Source organism: Arthrobacter sp. zg-Y20 (assembly GCF_030142075.1).
In the GTDB taxonomy this organism is placed as follows: Bacteria; Actinomycetota; Actinomycetes; order Actinomycetales; family Micrococcaceae; genus Arthrobacter_B.
Genome location: NZ_CP126241.1, coordinates 683335 through 703158 on the forward strand (window position 1 = coordinate 683335; position 19824 = coordinate 703158).

15 protein-coding genes are annotated in these 19824 nt (G+C 66.6%); 7 read left to right on the forward strand and 8 right to left on the reverse strand.

Translation table 11 applies throughout. The annotated features are described in order from the left end of the window. Nucleotides 1-54 precede the first annotated feature (54 nt). The 3 genes from QNO06_RS03375 to QNO06_RS03380 all read right to left on the reverse strand — a co-directional run bounded on the left by QNO06_RS03375 (nt 55) and on the right by QNO06_RS03380 (nt 4288). A complete protein-coding gene (locus QNO06_RS03375; protein WP_227913485.1) occupies nt 55-1872 on the reverse strand; it encodes an alpha/beta hydrolase in 1818 nt (605 codons plus the stop codon). Further along, nucleotides 1869-3014 carry a DUF6507 family protein gene (locus QNO06_RS17025; RefSeq protein ID WP_227913484.1) on the reverse strand — a complete coding sequence of 382 codons (1146 nt, stop codon included), beginning with the start codon at nt 3012-3014 and terminating at the stop codon, nt 1869-1871. The genes QNO06_RS03375 and QNO06_RS17025 overlap by 4 nt, the downstream gene beginning before the upstream one ends. Nucleotides 3015-3160: 146 nt before the next feature. Beyond that, nucleotides 3161-4288 (reverse strand): VIT1/CCC1 transporter family protein, encoded by a 1128-nt coding sequence (locus tag QNO06_RS03380; RefSeq protein ID WP_227913483.1) that lies wholly within the window; start codon nt 4286-4288, stop codon nt 3161-3163. 308 nt (nt 4289-4596) lie between these two features. On the opposite strand from QNO06_RS03380, the gene QNO06_RS03385 reads away from it, so the two are divergent. Genes QNO06_RS03385 through QNO06_RS03395 form a run of 3 tightly spaced genes read left to right on the forward strand, consistent with a single transcriptional unit; the run spans nt 4597 to nt 8151 of the window. Next, nucleotides 4597-6372 carry a long-chain-fatty-acid--CoA ligase gene (locus tag QNO06_RS03385; RefSeq protein WP_227913482.1) on the forward strand — a complete coding sequence of 592 codons (1776 nt, stop codon included), beginning with the start codon at nt 4597-4599 and terminating at the stop codon, nt 6370-6372. A gap of 16 nt (nt 6373-6388) precedes the next feature. After that, nucleotides 6389-7552: an AI-2E family transporter gene (locus tag QNO06_RS03390; protein ID WP_227913481.1), complete on the forward strand. Its 1164-nt coding sequence runs from the start codon at nt 6389-6391 to the stop codon at nt 7550-7552. A 23-nt stretch (nt 7553-7575) separates the two neighbouring features. Further along, nucleotides 7576-8151 carry a helix-turn-helix domain-containing protein gene (locus tag QNO06_RS03395; RefSeq protein WP_227913480.1) on the forward strand — a complete coding sequence of 192 codons (576 nt, stop codon included), beginning with the start codon at nt 7576-7578 and terminating at the stop codon, nt 8149-8151. Here the strand turns inward: QNO06_RS03395 and QNO06_RS03400 are convergent. Further along, nucleotides 8148-9830 carry an FAD-dependent monooxygenase gene (locus tag QNO06_RS03400; RefSeq protein ID WP_227913479.1) on the reverse strand — a complete coding sequence of 561 codons (1683 nt, stop codon included), beginning with the start codon at nt 9828-9830 and terminating at the stop codon, nt 8148-8150. The genes QNO06_RS03395 and QNO06_RS03400 overlap by 4 nt on opposite strands. Nucleotides 9831-9986: 156 nt before the next feature. Between QNO06_RS03400 and speB the strand changes: the two genes are divergently transcribed. From speB to QNO06_RS03420, 4 genes are all read left to right on the forward strand, one after another. Then, nucleotides 9987-10955, forward strand: coding sequence for an agmatinase (gene speB, locus QNO06_RS03405; RefSeq protein WP_227913478.1), 969 nt, complete (start codon nt 9987-9989; stop codon nt 10953-10955). Continuing rightward, on the forward strand, nt 10952-12622 hold the full coding sequence (locus tag QNO06_RS03410; protein ID WP_227913477.1) for a thiamine pyrophosphate-binding protein: 1671 nt from the start codon (nt 10952-10954) through the stop codon (nt 12620-12622). The genes speB and QNO06_RS03410 overlap by 4 nt, the downstream gene beginning before the upstream one ends. A 95-nt stretch (nt 12623-12717) precedes the next feature. Continuing rightward, the gene (locus tag QNO06_RS03415) at nt 12718-13236 is read left to right on the forward strand and encodes a MarR family winged helix-turn-helix transcriptional regulator (protein ID WP_227913476.1); all 519 of its coding nucleotides are present in this window, start codon (nt 12718-12720) and stop codon (nt 13234-13236) included. Next, nucleotides 13233-14924, forward strand: a complete 1692-nt coding sequence (locus QNO06_RS03420; RefSeq protein ID WP_227913475.1) for an MDR family MFS transporter — start codon at nt 13233-13235, stop codon at nt 14922-14924. Before QNO06_RS03415 ends, QNO06_RS03420 begins: the two co-directional genes overlap by 4 nt. Before the next feature lie 12 nt (nt 14925-14936). Here the strand turns inward: QNO06_RS03420 and QNO06_RS03425 are convergent, their stop codons facing one another. The 4 genes from QNO06_RS03425 to QNO06_RS03440 all read right to left on the reverse strand — a co-directional run bounded on the left by QNO06_RS03425 (nt 14937) and on the right by QNO06_RS03440 (nt 19799). Beyond that, entirely contained in the window at nt 14937-16199 is a 1263-nt protein-coding gene (locus QNO06_RS03425; RefSeq protein ID WP_227913474.1) for an FAD-dependent oxidoreductase, read from the reverse strand. Beyond that, nucleotides 16136-16870: a class I SAM-dependent methyltransferase gene (locus QNO06_RS03430; protein WP_227913473.1), complete on the reverse strand. Its 735-nt coding sequence runs from the start codon at nt 16868-16870 to the stop codon at nt 16136-16138. The genes QNO06_RS03425 and QNO06_RS03430 overlap by 64 nt, the downstream gene beginning before the upstream one ends. After that, nucleotides 16867-18063 carry a type III polyketide synthase gene (locus QNO06_RS03435; RefSeq protein ID WP_227913472.1) on the reverse strand — a complete coding sequence of 399 codons (1197 nt, stop codon included), beginning with the start codon at nt 18061-18063 and terminating at the stop codon, nt 16867-16869. Before QNO06_RS03435 ends, QNO06_RS03430 begins: the two co-directional genes overlap by 4 nt. Before the next feature lie 65 nt (nt 18064-18128). Further along, nucleotides 18129-19799 carry a RecQ family ATP-dependent DNA helicase gene (locus QNO06_RS03440; protein WP_227913471.1) on the reverse strand — a complete coding sequence of 557 codons (1671 nt, stop codon included), beginning with the start codon at nt 19797-19799 and terminating at the stop codon, nt 18129-18131. Between the last annotated feature and the right edge of the window lie 25 nt (nt 19800-19824).

Sequence of the window (19824 nt, forward strand, 5' to 3'; positions counted from 1 at the left end):
CAAGGGAGAGAGCCACAGCGACAGTGGTGGCAACCGGGGTTAGTCGGGGGAAGGTCATAGGTACTCGGCCATCTCTTCGGGGTCATGGAGCGGTGGGATGATCTGTTGGTCCCGTTCCAGGACACTATCGCCCCGCCCTGTTGTAGCGCGCGCCACCGAATCGAGGCTGTGGGTACCATCATTGAGGTATCCGTGCCCCTTCTGCGTGCCGATTGGATTCAGGTTTGTGGCGCCACCACCGATCACGGAGTGTCCACGCGTCGCTACGAGATCCCGTGCCGGATCGCCCAATGAACTAAACTCGTGTGCCCCGAAACCTTCCTCCAGAGGATTGATGCGGTAGCCTCCGTATGCCCCGCCGGGTGCCACCACGTCCTGCGGTGCGTTGGTGGCAAACAATGCCGGAGTACCGTCTGACGCCGGTTTGATATGCAGGTCCGCTGCGTTGTCAACAACCGCCTGGTCCAGCCCTGCTGAACCGAAGAAGGTCACGGAATCCACGTCAAAATCCGTTTGGGTCAAGCCGTAGGCTGATGTGGTTGTTCCATAGGAATGTGCGGCCACGGCCACGTAGGGATCGCGGCCGCCGCCAGCGGCGTGGAACCCGTTCAACGCAGCGGCGAACTTCTCCCCGCCGGCTCTGGCGTGAGCGGTATCGAGGACCTCCAGATGTTCCACCGAGAGTTGCGGAGGGGTCTCGTAACCGATCCACGCGACCACCGCGTGGTTGCGCTCACCCAACATGCTCTGTGCGTCATAGATGTTCTGGGACGCATCGGTCCAGTTTTCACCCGGTTTCCATTCGGTTCCCATGCCCGGGACGTTCCACGTGACGTTGTCCGCAGTGTCCAGGTTGCCGATGGCTACCGCAGCAAGGGGCGGAGCGCCCAGATCCAGGGAAATGATGCCTCGGGGCGCTGCACCATGGGTCGATTCACTTCCCAATTGGATAGCCAGGAGGGCATCCCTGCGCTGGCCATCAGGGGTCTGGTCCAGTTCTGCCTGCAGGGCCACGGCATTGGCGGCGGTCCGGTCGGAATAGGGGATTCCCTCGAGGTTGCCTACCATGAGCGGAAATTGTTTGGCCAAGGACTGCCGCTGTTCCGCCGTCAACCGGCTCCAGGCCTCCTTATTGCTTCGCGGATCCAGCCCCGGGTGCGGTCCGGAAAACAATTCCGGGTTGCTCTGCTTGAACTGCGCAGCTTGGGAAGGAGTCAGCAACGCCAACGCGGCCAGGAGTTGGCGCATGGCGTCCGGTCCGTCGTCGCCATTCAGGACCTTATTCAGCGCACGGGTGGCGTCGGACGCAGCGTATTCGTTTTCATTCGCTGCGGCGGCCGGGAGGACGTCGCTGGTGCGCCGGCGCAGTGCCCGCAGCGCCGTCCGGCACGTTTCTTCCGCGGCCTGCAGGTCCGCTGCCAGCGCATCTGCCTGGCGCTGCAGAAGGGCGCTCACCAGTGCGTCAGATTTTTCATCCACGAAGTCGGCAATGAAGTCGGGCACAAAGCCTGGAGTCAAATTCTCCCTTGCTCTATCCGCAACCTTGGCGGCTCCCACCTCAGCATCCAAGATTGCGCGCTTAGCCTTGATGGTCCGTACCGCGTCGGCAAATTCCTCAAGTGCGTTACGCGCGGACGCCGCAACCCGCCCGATTGCCTCGCCGTGGTCACTTGGCTTGTCCATCGCGCTGAAGACAACCTGCTGTTCCGGCGCGCGGTAGTAGTCCGTGATCGTGCGCCACTTGTCCTGCGCATCGTTCAGCGTTTGCGCCATCTGGTCCGTTTGCTCCGCTATGCCGGCAGCCGCCGTGCTGAGTGCTTCAGGATCCGGAAGATTCTCCGTACCGCTCAGGTCAACTGCAATCAAACTCATGTTAGGCCCCACCTTCCGCGGGATGTCTGGACGGGAGCTGTTGGGGCCGCGTCCGCTTGGGAGCTTGCTTGGAATAACTGAACCGGCTCCGGTGCCGCGCTGGGCTCTCCGCCTCCGGTTTCGGGGATGGGGATTCCAGCGGACGGGTGGTCAGCGGGGTCGATAATGAAGCCCGGATCGATGCCCGGCCATGTAGTCCCGGGGCCGGGGGTTGCAGGGCCGGGGTGGCCCGGAACGGCTGGTGTTGTTCCCTGGTCCACACCGCCCGGGATTGACTCTGGCAGGGGCAGCGGCAGGGGAAGGGTAACGTGCCCGTGCCCGGGGTCCATCCCCGGAAATGAAGGATCGGGAATGTGCAGGATGGGGCCCGGGTGCCCGGGTGTCACCACTCCCGGAGCAGTGCCGACGACCTCCGGAAGCGCGGCGGGCAGGTGGGCGGGCAGTGTTTCCGCGACGGGGATGTGCGCGGCGGGCAGGTGGGCGGGCAGTGTTTCCGCGACGGGGATGTGCGCGGCTGGCAGGTGGGCGGGCAGTGTTACCGCGACGGGGATGTGCGCGGCTGGCAGGTGGGCGGGCAGTGTTACCGCGACGGGGATGTGCGCGGCTGGCAGGTGGGCGGGCAGTGTTTCCGCGACGGGGATGGGAATAGGAGCCGGACCAGGCACGGGAGCAGGAGACGGAGGCTCGGGCGCCTGGGCCACGGGAACGGGGACGGTCGCCTCTGGAGCCTGAACAACCGGCACGGGAACGGGGACGGTCGCCTCAGGCGCCGGCGCGGGTGACGGGGGTTCCCATGTCACGCCTGCTGTTGAACCCGGGGGATCCAGCGGGACAACACTGCCAGCCGCCAGCTGTGCGTTAGCCAGCATTTCCTCGTCACCAATGACATAGGCGCGAATCGCCCGCCGGGTGGCGAAGACAGCATTGTCAGAGCGCGTCAAAACGGTCTCAATATCCTTTAGCAGGGTTTCTCCGGCGAAATTGGAAAAGGCGGAAAGGACCGGGCTGCTGCCTAATGCAACTTCGACGTCGTCTATGAAACCCTGGATACGGCTGTGGACACCCTGGCTCGCCGTCAGAATCGTCTCGGTGTCGGTGACGATCCTGCCTACTATTGCGGCATCTATGTCGTACTCGCTCATGCTCTCCCCCTTGAACCGGTTTCCTGCTGCCCCTGGAAATGCGGACACAGTTGGGAGAGCCCATATTCAACAGTTCCCCCGTTTCGGGAAGAACATAACCTGCCGAAAGGAATTCGTACATGGGGAGAACTCCCCATGTACTTCCCCTAGAGTGCCGTGGTGCCGAAAAGCATCCCCAGCAGATATGTGGCGGCCGCAGCACCGAGGCCGATCGCCAGCTGGCGCAGCGCCCGCTTGAGCGGCGAGGCACCGGACAGCAGACCGACGACGGCGCCGGTCATCAGCAGCGCCAGTCCCACCAAGATGCAGGAGAGAACGACGGCGGTGAGTCCGGTGAGGCCGAAGATGTACGGCAGGATCGGGATCACGGCACCGGAGGCAAAGAAGCAGAAGCTGGAGGCCGCAGCACCCAGCCCGGTGCCGACGGATTCGTGCTCGTCGCGGCGGTCCTCGGTGTCGGCCTCGGGGTTGAGGGAGAAGCTGGGGTCACAGTCGCAGGTGTAGAGCCCCATTCGTTCAGCCGCACGGTGCTCGGCGGCCTCCCTGGTCATTCCGCGGGCGCGGTACACCAGCACCAGTTCGTTGGCGTCAATATCCAGCGATTTCGCGGCGGAAAGGGTGATCTGGGTGGGTCGGGAAGCGTCCAGCAGTTCCCGCTGGGACCGGACCGAGACGTACTCGCCGGCACCCATGGACAGGGCGCCGGCGAGTAGGCCCGCCAGCCCGCTGAACAGGATGAATGTGCTGGAAACCCCGGCGGCGCCAATGCCCATAATCAGGGCGAGGTTGCTGACCAAGCCGTCATTCGCACCGAACACTGCGGCACGGAAATTGCCGGAAAGCCGGGTCCGTCCGCGGGTGGCCAAGCCCCGGACCACTTCTTCATGGATCTGCTCATCAGCGGCCATGGCGCTGGTGGCGTTAGGGTCCTGGGCATAGGGCGATCGGCCCTCGGCACGCTGGGCCAGCGCCAGTACAAACACCGAGCCAAAACGCCGGGCCAGCAGGCCGAGGGCGCGGTTACGGAAGGATGCGCGCATCGGGCGGCCGGCGTCGTCGCCCAAAAGCTGGCGCCAGTGTTCCTCATGGCGGCCCTCCGCCTCGGCCAAGGCGAGGAGGATGTCGCGTTCCTCCCCGTCGCGGCGTTCGGCGAGGTAACGGTAGGTGGCGGCTTCGGCCTGTTCGTCGGCGAGGTACTGCCGCCAGCGCTTGAGGTCGGCATTGGAAGGGACGCTGGGCCCGTTGTGCGGCTCCGGCGGTGACTGGGAATTCACGGTGCTCCTGACAGGGACCGGAACAGGGGGATCCGGCCAGTTAAAAAGGTCTCTGACCGAAGGTCTCGCTCGCCCGGGCTGCGTGCCGTCGGGTGGACTGCCGGGACGCCGCGGCGTCCAGTATGTCGACAGGCCTCGGCCGTACGGAACCAAAGGCCCGGGCCGGAGCTACTCCCCTTCAACGTCCCAGTGTAATGCAATCAGCCGGCGCAAGGCGGGACCGACCCGGAGCGGTCCGCCGCGGGCCCGGTTGAGCTGGAGGCTCAATAACTTAAGTCAAGGGGCGGGCAGGCGCTAAAGTCGAATGCGTGAGCAAAAACTACCCTCTTACGGATCCGGACCGCCCGTGGACCCGCCATTACAGCGAGGGAGTCCTGGATGGCTTTACCCTTCCGGAGGAATCCCTTGTCGACATGGTTGAGACCTCCATCCGCAAGTACCGGTCCAAGACCGCCCTTGAGTTCTTCGGCGCCACCACCAGCTATGAGGAACTCGGAGAGCAGATCCGCCGGGTTGCCACAGGTCTGTTGAAGCTGGGGGTGCGCAAGGGTGACCGCGTGGCACTGGTACTGCCCAACTCACCACAGCACGTGGTCGCGTTCTACGCCGTGCTGCGGTTGGGTGCAGTGGTGGTGGAGCACAATCCGCTGTACACCGACAGGGAACTGCGGCACCAGTTTGAGGACCACGGGGCCACGGTGGCCATTGTGTGGGACAAGACGGTGGAACAGATCCAGAATCTGCCCGCAGACATCCCCGTGCGGACCATCATTTCCGTGGACCTGATCTCCGCAATGCCCCTGTCCAACCGGATCGCGCTGAAGCTGCCGGTCCCCAAGGCGCGTAAGGCCCGCGCGGCGCTGACCGTGGACACGAAGCCCCGCAGCGGGTCCCGAAAGGTGCTCACCTGGAAGACCCTGCTGAACAACCGGCCGCTGCGCCGGCGGTATCCGCGTCCCGCGGCCGGTGACCTTGCCGCCATCCAGTACACCAGCGGCACCACGGCAGACCCCAAGGGCGCCATGCTCCTGCACTCGAACCTGATGGCCAACGCTGCCCAGGGTGTCGCGTGGGCGTCGGGCCTCCGGCTCGGCGAGGAAACCTTCTACGCCGTGCTGCCCATGTTCCACGCCTACGGGCTCACCCTGAGCTTGACCTGCGCCATGAAGACCGGGTCACGGCTGGTCCTCTTCCCGAAGTTCGACGAGGACCTCACCCTGCAGGCGATGAAGAAGTCCCCCGCCACGTTCCTGCCGGCGGTGCCGCCCATCTACGACCGGCTGGCAGCCGCGGCAGCAGAACAGGGCGTCTCGCTGCGCGGCATCAGATTCGCTATTTCCGGGGCCATGAACCTGCCCCTGGAAACGGTCGAAACCTGGGAAGCGGCCACCGGCGGACACCTCATTGAGGGCTACGGGCTGACCGAAACTTCCCCGGTTGCCCTGGGCAACCCGTTTAGTCCTTCCCGGAAGCCGGGCACGGTGGGTGTGCCGTTCCCGCTGACGGATATCCGTGTTGTGGACCCCGAAAACCCGGCCATGGACGTTGCCCAGGGCACGCCCGGCGAACTGCTGATCCGCGGACCGCAGGTGTTTGACGGTTACTGGAACAAGCCCAAGGAAACGGAAGCGGTCCTGCTCAACGGCGGCTGGTTCCGGACCGGCGATATTGTCTCTGTGGATGAGGACGGGTTTGTCACCATCCGCGACCGCATCAAGGAACTGATCATCACCGGCGGCTTCAACGTCTCACCCTCCGAGGTGGAGGAGGCGCTGAAGCGCCACGACTCGGTTGAGGACGCCGCCGTGGTTGGACTGGCCCGCTCAGGCGGCGGCGAGGATGTGGTTGCTGCAGTTGTGGTCAAGCCCGGAAGCGGCTTCAACGCCGAAGGGTTGCGGACCTACGTCCGCAACGAGCTGGCCGCCTACAAGGTCCCGCGCCGCATCGTGGAGATCCAGGAGCTACCCAAATCCCTGATCGGCAAGGTCCTGCGGCGCCACGTCCGCGACAACCTGCAAAACGGCGGCCACCCCGCCACCCCAGACGAAGGTACTGCCCCCACCAACGCCCAGAACAATGCCTGAGCGGAAAAGAGCGGACATGAGCGCATCACAACCGGACCAGACGGAACGGCACCCCGACCACACCAGGCCTGCCCGGTACTGGAGCGGCGCACTTGGCCATGCCGGCCAGCGCTCTGCCCAGATCCTGTTGATCCTGCTGCTGGTATCCGTCGCCGTGTACGGGCTGATGCAGATCACCCTGGTGGTGATCCCGGTGCTGCTGGCCCTGATCCTGGGTGCGGCTATTGCCCCGTTCGTCAACTGGCTGCGGCGGAAGGGCTGGCCCAGCGCCTTGGCCACAGGCCTTTCCTTCCTGCTCCTGCTGGCCGTCTTCGGCGGACTGATCACCGGGATTGTCTTCGCCATCCGCAGCGAATGGTCCTCACTGGTGGATCAGGCCGTGCAGGGCTTCGAAAAGCTCTATGACTTTGTGGAGAACGGGCCGCTGCCCATAGATGACAACATGCTGCGCAGCGCGCGTGACAGTGCCATTGACTTCGCCACCAGCAGCACCGTCAGCAACGGCGCGCTTGCAGGCCTCTCCGCAGCCACGTCCTTCGCCACCGGTTTCCTGCTGATGGCCGTGGTGCTGTTCTACTTCCTCAAGGACGGGGACCGCATTTGGGCCTTCTTCCTGCGGCTGTTCCCGGACGACCGGCGGGACAAAGCCCGTTTGTCCGGCTTCCGGGTCATGGAAGTGCTGGGCGGCTACATCCGCGGAACCGCCATCGTGGCGATGGTTGACGCCGTGTGCATCGGTGCGGCCCTGTTCTTCCTGGGTGTGCCGCTGGCCCTGCCCTTGACCGTCATTGTTTTTGTCGGGTCGTTCATTCCGCTGGTCGGTGCCACGGCGGCCGGTGTCTTTGCCGCGCTGATTGCCCTGGTGGCCAACGGTCCCGTGGTCGCCCTGATTGTGGTGATCGTGATCATCCTGGTGAACCAGCTGGAAGGCAACTTCCTCCAGCCCGTGGTGATGGGCAAGTCGCTGAGCATCCATGCCCTGGTCATCCTGCTGGCGCTGACCGCCGGCACCATCCTCGCCGGCATCATCGGTGCCATCCTGGCTGTCCCCATCGCCGCCGTCGGCTGGGCCGTTATCAAGGTGTGGACGGGGGAGGACACCGGCGAGGACATCGAAGAAGCCGGTGAGATCCCAAACCCGGAGGACCAGCCCGAAATGGAATCGGCCGAAAAGCACTGACCCGGAAAGGATCCGCGCCGACCATGAAGGCCCTGCCTGTAGAACCGAGCAACGCACCGGTGGCCATCGGCGTGCGGATCCGTTCCGCCCGCCAGGCGCGGAGGATGACCATCGGGCAGGTGGCTGAGGCCACCGGCCTGACCAAGGGATTCCTCAGCCGGGTGGAGCGGGACCTCACCTCGCCGTCCGTCGCGTCATTGCTCACCCTGTGCCAGGTGCTGTCCATCTCCATCGGCGAGCTGTTTTCCGCGCCGGAGACCCACGTGACCCGCTGGGACGAGGCCCCGAAGATTCACTTGGGCGGGGAGGGCATTGAGGAACGGCTGCTCACCGCGCGCACCGAGCGCCGGGTGCAGATAGTGCGCTCCGTCATTGAACCGGGCGGTTCCGGGGAGGCGGACCTCTACTCGGTGGACTGCGACGTCGAGGTGCTGCACGTGGTCCAGGGCACCTTCGAACTCATCCTGGGGCACGAGTCCATGGAACTGGGCACGGGCGACACCGTGACGTTCCCCGGGCGCGAGCCGCATTCCTGGCGCAACCCGTCCCGGGAAGAAACCGTTGTGCTCTGGACCCTGGTCAGCCCCGGCGGTTCCTAGGCGCTGACAGCGGTGCTGTCGGCGGTCCCGGTCAGGTCCTCGAGGTATTCGACGGCGCTGCTTAGGTCCCGGCCTGCGGAACGGTAGCCCACATAGCCGTCGGGGCGGACCACGAGCAGTTCGGCCCGGCGCGGGCTGAGGCCCAGGCGGTGGAACGCCAGCCCGCTGACATCCTTGATGATGCCGGCGTCGTCCGCAATCAGGCTGCTGCCGGCGGTGAGCTGCCGGACGTTCAGCAGGCCCGCGAGCTGCGGCAGGGCAGCGGCGAGCCGCGCCGGTGCGTCCTGCGGCCAGCCGGGCCCGCAGAGGAGCACGGAGAAGCCGGGCGTGGCCAGGAGGTCCTGCAGCCGGCGCTCCCGGTCCTGGTAGATGACGTCGGCGTCGGGCAGCCGGTCACCGGGGCGGGGTCCGCGGGACAGTGCTGCCGGGAACCGTGAGGCTCCGGAGTCCACCACGCTGCTGCCGCGGTAGTTGACATTCAGCTGGGACATGGAGCGGAAGAGGCGGGAGCGCAGCCCGTCCCAGGCCATGGCCTTAGGGGCGACGGCGGGCAGCAGCTTGGTGCGGGGGAGCTTCTTCAGGCCGTTGCGGCTGGTGGCCAGCTTGAAAACGCGGTCCGTGGTGGAAACGACTTCCTGGCCTACGGGCCGCCGCTCGGCGTGGTAACTGTCGATCAGCTCTTCGCTGGCCAGTCCGCGGGCACCCAGTGCGAGCTTCCAGCCCAGGTTCAGGGCGTCCTGGATGCCGGTGTTCATGCCCTGCGCGGCCACGGGGGAGTGGACGTGTGCGGCGTCGCCGGCCAGGAACACGGAGCCCCGCTGGAAGTATTCCGCCATCTGGTGCGACAGCCGGAAAGTGCTGATCCACTTCGGATCGCGGACGGTCAGCTGTCCGTGCGTGAAGGTGTCCGCCATGCCCTGGAGGGTTTCAAGCGTTGTCGGACGATGCGGCGGCTTGATGCCGATCATCCGCCAGGTGGCCGGTCCGCCGAGCGGGAACAGGAACAGGAAACCGTCTTCGGTGGGGTAGGAGTGCACCGTTTCGGGTTCGGCGCCGTCAATTTCGACATCGGCCAGGATGAAGGTGTCGGGGTAGGCCCCGCCGCGCCAATCCATGCCGGCCTTGGCTCGGACGGTGCTGTCGGCCCCGTCTGCGCCGACAACGTAGCGCGCACGGATGCGTTCGATTCCGCGGTCCATCCGCTGGATCTTGGCTTCCATGCCGGCAAAGGGATCCTCGGGGTCCAGCCGCTCCAGGTCCTGCAGTTCCGCTCCGCGTTCAATCCGTACGCGGCGGGAGAGCAGGTACTGCGTCAGGATGCGTTCGGTTTCCGTCTGGGACAGGAACAGCAGCTGCTGGAAAGCAGTATCGTCCATGCCGGTGTCGAACAGGTCCACTTCCAGCGTTTCCTCGGGCAGGTGCAAGTGCAGCTGCCGGGCGGGACGGCCGGCTGCCGCCAGTTCAGCGCTGACGCCGAAGGGCCGCAGTACCTCCAGCGTGCGGGGCTGGATGGCGATGGCACGGGATTCGGTGCCCGGGCTCTGCCGCCGGTCAATGATGCGGAAGCTCGCGCCGAAGGCGCTGAGTTGGGCGGCGAGCGCCAGCCCCGTGGGGCCCGCGCCCACAATCAGGACGTCGACGTCGTAGTTCGGGTCTGCGCTGTTATCGTGGGCCGCCATGCCTTCAGCCTAGTCTTGACCGCGAGCGCAGTTCCACTTTAGCCTTTCGGTAAACATTTGATTACCTGCAGATAACCGCGGGTAACCGCCGCACACAACCGCCGCACACCACCACCGCACCGGGGCAAGGACGCCCCGGGGATCCCGGAGACACCCATGGATGAGCTTCCCCGCGTCAGCGCCAACGGCAACACCGGGCCGGTGGACGCGGCGCGGATCCCCCGGTATGCCGGAGCGGCGACCTTCGCCCGCCTGCCGCGCCTGGACCAGGTGGACCGTGCCGAGGTGGCCGTGGTGGGGGTTCCCTTCGACAGCGGGGTGTCCTACCGGCCGGGGGCGCGTTTCGGCGCCAACCACGTCCGGGAGGCCAGCCGCCTGCTGCGCCCCTATCACCCGGCGCTGGATGCCTCGCCGTTCGCGAACCTGCAGGTGGCCGACGCCGGCGACATGGCCGTGAATCCCTTTGACATCAACGAGGCCATCGAAACCATCCAGCAGCACGCGCTGGACCTGACGGCGTCCGGAAGCAGGCTGCTGACCCTGGGCGGTGACCACACCATTGCCCTGCCGCTGCTGCGTGCAGCATCCGAACGTGCGGGGCAGCCGGTGGCGCTGCTGCACTTTGATGCCCATCTGGACACCTGGGACACCTACTTCGGCGCCGAATACACCCACGGAACGCCGTTCCGCCGGGCGGTGGAGGAAGGCATCCTGGACACCGAGGCAATATCCCATGTGGGCACCCGCGGGCCGCTCTACGGCAAAAAGGACCTTGAGGAGGACCGCCGGTTCGGGTTCGGCATTGTGACCTCTTCGGATGTTTTCCGGCAGGGGGTGGATGAGGTGGTGGACAGGTTGCGCAGCCGCATCGGCTCCCGTCCGCTGTACGTGTCCGTGGACATTGACGTCTTGGACCCGGCCCACGCGCCGGGCACCGGCACTCCGGAAGCCGGCGGCATCACCAGCCGGGAACTGCTGGAGATCCTGCGCGGACTGCGCGGCCTGAACCTGGTGGGCGCCGACGTCGTCGAAGTAGCTCCCGCCTACGACCACGCCGACATTACGGCGGTGGCCGCCTCGCACGTGGCCTATGACCTGATCACCCTGATGGGACTGTCCGCATGAGCGCCGACGCTGCCGCCAACCCTTCCGCTGCGTCCTCCGCACCCGTGCGCAACGGCGGGGACCTGGTGGTGGAAACCCTTGAAGCACTCGGTGCCACCACGGTCTTCGGGATCCCCGGCCAGCACGCCCTGGGCCTCTTTGACGCGCTGTCCCGCTCCCGGCTGGAGTTCATCTCCTCCCGGGTGGAGAACAATTCGGCGTTCGCCGCCGACGGCTTTTCCCGGGCCACCGGGCAGGTGGGGGTGCTGTTCCTCTCCACCGGGCCGGGCGCGCTGACCTCCCTGGCCGGGCTCCAGGAAGCCTATGCCACCGGTGTGCCGATGATCGTGGTGGCCAGCCAGCTTCCCATTGACGGCCTGGGCGCCCGCCGTCGCGGCATGCTGCACCAGCTTGATGACCAGAAGGCATCGGCGGCCAACGTCACCAAGAGCCAGCGGCTGATCCAGCACGCCTCCGGCATCCCGTCCGCTATCCAGGATGCGTGGACCGAGGCCATTTCCGCACCGATGGGTCCGGTGTGGATCGAGGTGCCGCAGAACGTGCTGCTGAATCCGGTGATGGTTCCGGCCGTGGAAGATGCGCTGGCCGAGCCGTTCGACAACCCGCCGCGCAGCGAGCTGGTGAAGGAGGCTGTCCGCTGGCTCGGTGTTGCCCGGCGTCCGGCAGTTATTGCCGGCGGCGGCGTGCGCCGCAGCGGCGCCGAAGCCCAGCTGCTCTCCATTGCCGGGAAACTCCATGCCCCGGTGATCTGCACCCCCGGCGGCAACGGAGCCTTCCCCTGGAACCATCCGCTGTCGCTGCAGTCCTGGGTGGAGGACCGGCACACGACGGACGTGCTGGAGGACGCCGACGTCCTCCTGGTCATCGGTTCCTCCCTGGGCGAGGTGACCTCCAACTACTTCACCATGGCTCCGCGTGGCCGGATCATCCAGATTGACGCCGAGCCCCGGGTGCTGGAGTCCAACCGGCCGGCACTGGGTATCCGGGCCGACGCGCGGCAAGCACTTCAAGCACTGGACCAGGCGCTGCCGCAGGCCGCCGTCCTGCCGGACTGGCACGGCCAGGCGGCGGAGGACCTGGTGGCCGAAACCCTGGCGCGGGTGCAGTCGAGGCTGGACAGCCAGGATCTGGGCATGGAGCGGCAGTTCATGGCAGATATCCGGGCGGCCGTACCCGAGACGATGCAGACCTACTGGGATATGACCATTTCCGCCTACTGGGCCTGGAGCTGCTGGGACGCTAAGGCCGGGGCCTTCCACTCCGCCCAGGGTGCCGGCGGGCTGGGCTACGGCTTTCCGGGGGCAATTGGCGGAGCCGTGGGGCTCGGGGAACGGGTCCTGGCAGTATCCGGGGACGGGTCGGCCATGTACTCAATCGCGGAACTGGCTACCGCCCGGCAGCATCACCTGCCGGTGACCTGGCTGATCGTGGACGACGGCGGCTACGGCATCCTGCGCGAATACATGGAGGATGCCTTCGGCAAGGCCACCGCCACGGAGCTGGCCGGGCCCGACTTCGTCAAGCTGGCCGAATCGTTCGGCGTCCCGGCCCGCCGTTGCGCTCCCGGCGGAATCCGTACGGCCCTGGAAGAATCTTTCGCTGCGGAAGGCCCCAACGTGGTGGTGGTGGAGGCGCGGATAGGCCTCTTTGCTCCCACCCACCTCTGACATGACACAAAGCGGTTTAGTTAGTTGACCTAGGTAAACAATGTTCGTATAGTTGCCTAGGTCAACTATCAATATTGTTTCGGAGGCGGCCTGCTTTGCCCGTACAGCAACACACGGCAGAAGAGCTGGTTCGCAGTGTTTTTGCCCTCCAGCGTTCGCTGCGGGCCCTCACCCACCACAGCATCCTCGACGGCGGTCCCGGCATCGCACTGCAGGGCGTCATGCGGATGATCGGCGAAGACGGTGAGCTGCGCGCCACTGAACTGGCCGCGAAACTGGGAATCGGCGCCGCTGGACTGAGCCGGCATGTCGCCGAACTCGAGGAGCTCGGGTACGTCCACCGCCGCCCCCATCCGCAGGATCGCCGGGCCAACCTGATCCGCCTCTCCGAACTGGGGGAGTCCGTCCTCGCCCAGTCCCTGAACCGGCGGGCCGCCGTCCTGCAGCAGACGCTGTCGGAGTGGTCCGAGGAACAGGCCCAGCTGGCCTCCGAGTCCATCGGGGCGCTCTCCGAATCCCTCCTTACCTCCCTCCGTACGGCCGCGCCGGGCACCACCGGCCCCGCCGTCGGAACCTCCACACACCTATCTCCGCAGGAGCAAGCAACTAAGTGAGCGAAACAAAAACCGCCCGGAAGAAACACGTCCCCGGGGAAATGAGCCACCGCCAGATCCTCCAGGCCCTCACCGGCCTGCTCGCCGCACTGTTCACGGCGATGCTGAGCACCACCATCGTGGCCAACGCGCTGCCCACCATCATGGGCGAGCTGCACGGCACCCAGACCGACTTCGCCTGGGTCGTCACCGCCGCACTGCTGGCCAACGCGGTCAGCACACCCATCTGGGGCAAGCTCGCTGACCTGTTCAACAAAAAAGTACTGGTGCAGCTGAGCATCATCGTCTTCGTGGCCGGCTCCGTGCTGGCAGGGTTCTCCGAATCCATGCCGCTGCTGCTCACCGCGCGGGTGATCCAGGGCCTGGGCATGGGCGGCCTGACTGCCCTGGCGCAGGCGATCATCGGCTCAATCATCCCGCCGCGCGAGCGCGGCCGGTACTCCGGGTACATGGGTGCGGTCATGGCCGTCGCCACCGCCGGCGGCCCGCTGCTGGGCGGCTTCATCGTAGACAGCCCGCTGGGCTGGCGCTGGACCTTCTTCCTCTGCGTCCCGCTCGCCGTCATCGCGCTGATCCTGCTCCAGTTCACCCTGCGCCTGGAACACGTGCGCCGTCCGGCCCGGATCGACTGGCTCGGATCCATCCTGCTCACCGCCGGCGTCTCCCTGCTGCTGATCTGGGTTTCGTTTGCCGGCAAGGAGGACTACTACGAGTGGGCCTCCTGGGAAACCGCCGCCATGGTGGGCGGCTCCGTGATCCTGCTGGCACTGCTGGTCCTGGTGGAGTCCAAGGTTTCCGAACCCATCATCCCGCTCAAGATCATCAGCCAGCGCACCACCGCGCTGGCCATCCTGGCCTCCGTGGCCGTGGGTATCGCCATGTTCGGTTCCACCACCTTCCTGGGCCAGTACTTCCAGTTGGCCCGCGGCTTCAGCCCCACCGAAGCCGGACTGCTGATGCTGCCCATGATCGCGGGCAACCTGCTCGGATCGGTCGGTTCCGGCCTGCTGATCACCCGCTTCGGTAAGTGGAAGCGCTTCCTGGTCATCGGCACCATCCTGGTCATCATCGGCACGGCGCTGGCCGGCACCATCGACCATGAAACCCAGATGGTCCTGGTCAGCCTGTTTATCTTCGTCCTCGGTGTGGGCATGGGCCTGCTGATGCAGAACCTTGTCCTTGCAGTCCAGAACACCGTCAAGGTCACGGAGGTTGGCTCGGCCAGCGCCTCCATCGCCTTCTTCCGCACCGTCGGCGGCGCCATCGGCGTTTCCGTGCTGGGTGCCGTACTCTCCAGCTCGGTCAGCCGCCGGGTGAGCGAGGAACTGACCAACGCCGGCATCCCGACCAGCGGGGGCACCACCGCCACGCTGGACCTTGCCCAGCTGCCGCCGCAGATCCAGGACTTCTTCCGCATCGCATATGCCGAGGGCACCGCGGACATCTTCCGGATTGCCGCTGTAGTCTCCGTGGTTGCGCTGGTGGCCGTGCTGTTCATCAAGGAGCAGGCCCTGCGCCGTACCCTGGACGTCAAGCCGACCACCGGCAACCCGGTGGAGCCGGGCCTCACCGGCGGTACGGAAATACTCCAGACCGGGGCCATGTCCGCCGTGCAGGCTGACGATGTCCAGGCCAAGGACACCATGGCAACGGACGCCCCCGCGGAGGATGCCGCAACCCGGAAGTAACTCCCGCGGCACCTACTGCATGGTGAAACGCCGTGCCACCGCGTTGCCCAGCGCCGGGACCTGGAACACCCGTTCCAGCCCGGCGTTGCGCATTGCCAGCACAGGTGCCGGCAGCGGCCGGCCCAGGACCATGTTGGTCCGGGCCTGCGCGGAGGCAATCACCGCGTCGCGCCGCCGGCGCCGTTCAAATTCCCGCAGTTCCGCTCCCACCGGCCGGCCGCGCAGGGACGCGGCGATCAGCGGGGCCAGGGCGGCGGCGTCGAGCCAGCCCAGGTTCATGCCCTGCCCGCCGATGGGACTGATCTGGTGGGCGGCATCGCCCACCAGCACGGTCCGGCCGCGGATCAGCCGGCCCGCCCTGCCGATGCGCACGTCGAAGGCACTGAGCATCGAGTTGGCCCCGGCATCCAGCCGGTATCCGGTGCGGCGCAGAACCACGGCGGCCAGCATTTCGGCCGTGGCACCGCGCTGCAGGCAGTCGGTGTGGGCCACCCACCGGCGCAGCCCGCCGGGCAGGGGAAAGGATTCCACGATTCCCTCCGGCTCCAGATACAGCACTCCCAGCGGCCCGTCACCGGTGTGGTCCGGAAAGTCGCCCATCAAATAGGTATCGGCAAGCTGCCGGGAGGACCAGCGCGTGCCAAGCGCGGTACGGACGGCGGACCGGGCGCCGTCGGCCGCCACCAGCAGGGATGCCCGCGTGTTGAACGGCTTTCCGCCGGAGCGGCCGCAGACCCGGACGCAGCGTCCGTCGTCGGTAAAGGACTCCACCCGCGCGCCGCGTACCAGCGCCGTTGGGTCCAGGGCGCGCAGGCGTTCCTCGAGCAGCTCCTCGGTGCGGATCTGCGGCAGCGTCAGGACAAACGGATACTGTGCCGAAGCGGCGGCGAAATCCAGCCGGGCAACCGTCCGGCCCGCGCTGCGGGCCTCACCGTGGGTGATCCGTACGCCTTCGGCGGTCATGGCATCGGCGATTCCGGCCCGGGCGAGGGACGCCAGGGCCGGCGGGTGGACACCGATGGCACGCGAATGCCGGCTGCGCCCGGTCCGCTGTTCGAGTACCTGGACGGTGATGCCCGCCTGCAGCAGCAGGACAGCCAGATAGGCTCCCACCGGTCCGCCGCCCACAATAACGACGTCGGATGCCGCCCGGGGAACGTGTTCTGCGGTCGCCTGCGGCGCCGGGGCGGGGGAGAGCTGGTGCACCGTGATCAGGACTCCCTGGCCAGCGCCGGGATCCGGGACAGCGGCGGATGGACCAGCAGGTTCTGCCACGGCCGGTGCTGCACGCCCTGCCAGCCGGCCGGAGTTACCTCCGCCAGTTCCGCCGCCGTGAAACTGCGCCGGATGGAGGTCAGCCCGTCCCGGCGGATGAATGAGCCGGGGAAAAACGGCCAGGTCCCCACCGAAAACAGCACGTACGCCCACCGGCTGCGCTCAATGTCGCTGTGCAGAATCAGCCTGGTGGCGAGTTTTTCCGAATCGGCCAGCAGGGCCTCCAGTTCCCCCGCGCCGAGGTGATGGAGCATGTGGTTGGAGATCACGACGTCGTAGGACCGGCCCTCCGCAACCAGGTCGGAGCTGAATGCCTGCCGGTAGGCGAGCCCCGGCACCGGGGGGCGGGCCGAGGCGAAGGCGTGCGCCCGCGGATCCGGGTCGATCGCCGTGATGTCCAGCGCGAAGCCGTCCCGGCGCGCCCAGCGGGCAAGGCAGCGGGGCACGTCCCCGCCGCCGGAACCGATATCCAGCAAACTCCCGCCGCCGCTCTCCCGGAACAGCGGGCGCAGGTACCGGACGTAGTTGCGCCGCCATCCCGATACAACGGCGTTGATCAGCCAGAAGCGGGCGTAGGTGCGTTCCAATTGCCGGGGATCGGCGTCGGGCCGGTCCATTTCTTCCACGGCATCCACGGCGCGTTCAGCCAGCGACGGGAGCACACCCGTCATGCAGGGACGCCTACCGCCGGCTGCTCAGCGCGTTCTCCGGCCACCGCTGCCGCCGGCTGGACCGGCACGCCGACCCGGGTGAACAATCCTGTTTCCACGGTCAGGCCCGGGCCGAAGGCCATGGAACAAATCCGCTCGTTGCCACCTGCAGAGGGCAGATCCAGGATGCGTTTGAGGACAAACAGCACCGTAGCGCTGCTCATGTTGCCCACTGTGCGCAGCGTTTCCCGAGCCGGGAACAGCTGTTCCTCGCTCAGTTCGAGCTTGGCCTCCACCTTGTCCAGGATGCTGCGGCCACCGGGATGGATGGCCCAGTGCTCGATCTCCCGGTACGGCAGCGTTCCCAACGAATCGTCGTGGGCGAGCAGCGGGTCAAGGGCGCCGACAATGTGGTCGTCGATGATGTGCGGAACATAGGTGCCCAGCACCATCTCGAAGCCTTCGTCGCCGATATTCCAGGCCATGGCTTCCTCACCCACCGGGGTAAGGATGGTCTCGAAATGGTCCAGTTGGATGCCGGGGCCCTCGGGCAGGTCATCGCGGGCAGTGATCACCGCGGCGGCGGCGCCGTCGGCAAAGAGCGAGGACCCCATGATGGCATCGGGGTCATTGGAGGTGCGCACATGCAGGGAGCAGAGTTCGGCGCTGACCACCAGCACCACGGCGCCGGGATCGGCCTCGCAGAAGGACTTCGCGGCGCGCATGGCCGGGAACGCGGCATAGCAGCCCATAAAGCCCAGGTGGTAGCGCTGGACGGAGGGGTCCAGCCCGAGCGCCCGGACCACTTTGTAGTCCGGGCCGGGGTTGAAGAACCCCGTGCAGGAGACGGTGATGACGTGCGTGATGTCCGCCGCCGTCACTCCCGGGGCGGCCGCCAAGGCCTTGGTTGCGGCCTCGATGAAAAGCTTGGTGGCCTGCACTGCGAAAATGTCGTTGCGAACCTTGGTGCTGGGCTTCAGCAGCAATCCGCTGCGGGCGTCGTAAAACACCGGATGCTCGGAGGTGTCGGTGAGGGACAGCTCGGCCAGTGCCGTGCGGCGGGTGTCGATGGCCGCGGAATCGAAGCAGGTGCGGACCAGCCGTTCACCCAGCCGGGTCAGGCCCGGCTGGGTGGCGAAGCAGTCACGGACTTCAGTCTGCACCAGCACAGTGGGGGGAATTGCAGTTTCCAAGGACCTGAGGGTAACCGTCATAGTCCATTCTTAGGGGACTGTGACCCGGCACACAATGGTTGGAGTGCTGCAAAGGTTGCCGTGGGCTACTGGTTTAGCGGCTGCAGCAGGTCCTTTTCCAGTACGAGGTCCACCGACAGGGTCTTGTAGCCCTCCGCTTCAAAAAGCACCGTGACGGTCTCATCCTCGTAACTCATCACGACGCCGGGTCCCCACTCGGTGTGCGTCACCGGGGACTGCAGCGGGAACGGGAGGTCCGCCGCATCGTCCGGGGACAGCTCGGCCAGGTCTTCCGGGGCGACGTCCGCCGCGGCAGCGGCCTTTTCGCAGTTGTCGCAGTTCCCGCAGGGATCGGGCATATTCTCCCCGAAGTAGCCGAGCAGGAACTGGCGGCGGCAGCCCGAGGTCTCGGCGTACTGCCGGGCCATATCCACCCGCGACTGGTCGATGTTCTCGCGCCGTTCGGCGTACTCGGCGGCGGCGGATACCGCCTCGTCCGGGCTCATGGTGCCTGCCTTGTAGCCCTTTTTGCTGGCTGTGACGGCCCCGGCCTCGTACAGCAGGTTCAGCAGGCCAGCGAGTTTCCGCGCGCTGAGGTTCAGTGTTTCCCGCAGCCGGGCCTGGCTGATGGTGCCGTTCTGTGCCCGGAGCACCGCGAACAACTGCCGCAGGTCGTCGTCGCTGGGCCGGTTGCTGGCAAAGAAGCGACGCAGGCCCAGGTCCTCCGGCCGGTAGTGCAGGATGGCGGTGGCGGGTTTGCCGTCCCGTCCGCCCCGGCCGATTTCCTGGTAGTAGCTGTCCACCGAATCCGGGATCCCGGCGTGCACCACGTAGCGGACGTTGGGCTTGTCGATGCCCATGCCGAACGCCGTGGTGGCCACCACTACGTCCAGTTCGTCAGCCAGGAACCGGCGGTGGACGTCTTCCCGTTCCCCGGCCGGCCGGCCCGAATGGAAGGCCGCTGCCCGCAGGCCCGCCTTTTCCAGGTCCTCGGCGTATTGCTCGGCTTCCTTGCGCGTTGCCACGTACACCAGGCCGGGGTGTTCCAGGTCCGGAACACTGTCCACCACGGCGCGCCGCTTGTCCTCGGACTCCACGTGCATGCGAACCGCCAGGTGCAGGTTGGGCCGGTCAAAGCCCTGGGCTATCAGGAACGGGTCCTTCAGCTGCAGGACGCCGGCAATCTCGGTGCGCACCGGCGGAGCGGCGGTGGCGGTGAGGGCAACCACGGGTTTCCCGAGGGCCTGGACCAGGGCGCCGAGCTGGAGATAGTCCGGCCGGAAATCATGGCCCCACGCAGAGACGCAGTGTGCCTCGTCGATGACCAGCAAGGACACATCCAGGCTCTTCAGGCGTTGTGCCACGTCCTCCTTGGCCACCTGTTCCGGCGCGAGGAACAGGAACTTGGCCCGCTGCTCCTCATCCGGGTCCTCAACCGCGGCCCACGCGTCGTTGATCTGGGCTTGGGACTGACCGGAGTTCACTACATACGCACGGGTGCGGCCCGCGGCAGCGTTAATGGCGTCTGCTTGGTCGCGCTGCAGTGCGACCAAGGGAGAAATAACGACGGCGACACCCGGCAGGGCAAGCGCCGGAACCTGGTAGACGGCGGATTTGCCGTGTCCGGTAGGCATAACGCATAGGACATCCCTGCCCTGGGCTACGGCGGTCATGGCTTCGAGCTGCCCTTCGCGGGGCGTCTCCCAGCCGAAGACCTCCGACGCTGTCCGGATCAGGGTTTCCCTGGTGACGTTCATGAATGACCCTTCAGCGAACCGAACC

What these genes read in the sequence shown, in the direction of transcription:
- QNO06_RS03375 (WP_227913485.1), bottom strand. Translation starts at nt 1,872, where the DNA reads ATGAGTTTGATTGCAGTTGACCTGAGCGGTACGGAGAATCTTCCGGAT.
- QNO06_RS17025 (WP_227913484.1), bottom strand. Translation starts at nt 3,014, where the DNA reads ATGAGCGAGTACGACATAGATGCCGCAATAGTAGGCAGGATCGTCACC.
- QNO06_RS03390 (WP_227913481.1), top strand. Translation starts at nt 6,389, where the DNA reads ATGAGCGCATCACAACCGGACCAGACGGAACGGCACCCCGACCACACC.
- QNO06_RS03395 (WP_227913480.1), top strand. Translation starts at nt 7,576, where the DNA reads ATGAAGGCCCTGCCTGTAGAACCGAGCAACGCACCGGTGGCCATCGGC.
- QNO06_RS03400 (WP_227913479.1), bottom strand. Translation starts at nt 9,830, where the DNA reads ATGGCGGCCCACGATAACAGCGCAGACCCGAACTACGACGTCGACGTC.
- speB (WP_227913478.1), top strand. Translation starts at nt 9,987, where the DNA reads ATGGATGAGCTTCCCCGCGTCAGCGCCAACGGCAACACCGGGCCGGTG.
- QNO06_RS03410 (WP_227913477.1), top strand. Translation starts at nt 10,952, where the DNA reads ATGAGCGCCGACGCTGCCGCCAACCCTTCCGCTGCGTCCTCCGCACCC.
- QNO06_RS03430 (WP_227913473.1), bottom strand. Translation starts at nt 16,870, where the DNA reads ATGACGGGTGTGCTCCCGTCGCTGGCTGAACGCGCCGTGGATGCCGTG.
- QNO06_RS03435 (WP_227913472.1), bottom strand. Translation starts at nt 18,063, where the DNA reads ATGACGGTTACCCTCAGGTCCTTGGAAACTGCAATTCCCCCCACTGTG.
- QNO06_RS03440 (WP_227913471.1), bottom strand. Translation starts at nt 19,799, where the DNA reads ATGAACGTCACCAGGGAAACCCTGATCCGGACAGCGTCGGAGGTCTTC.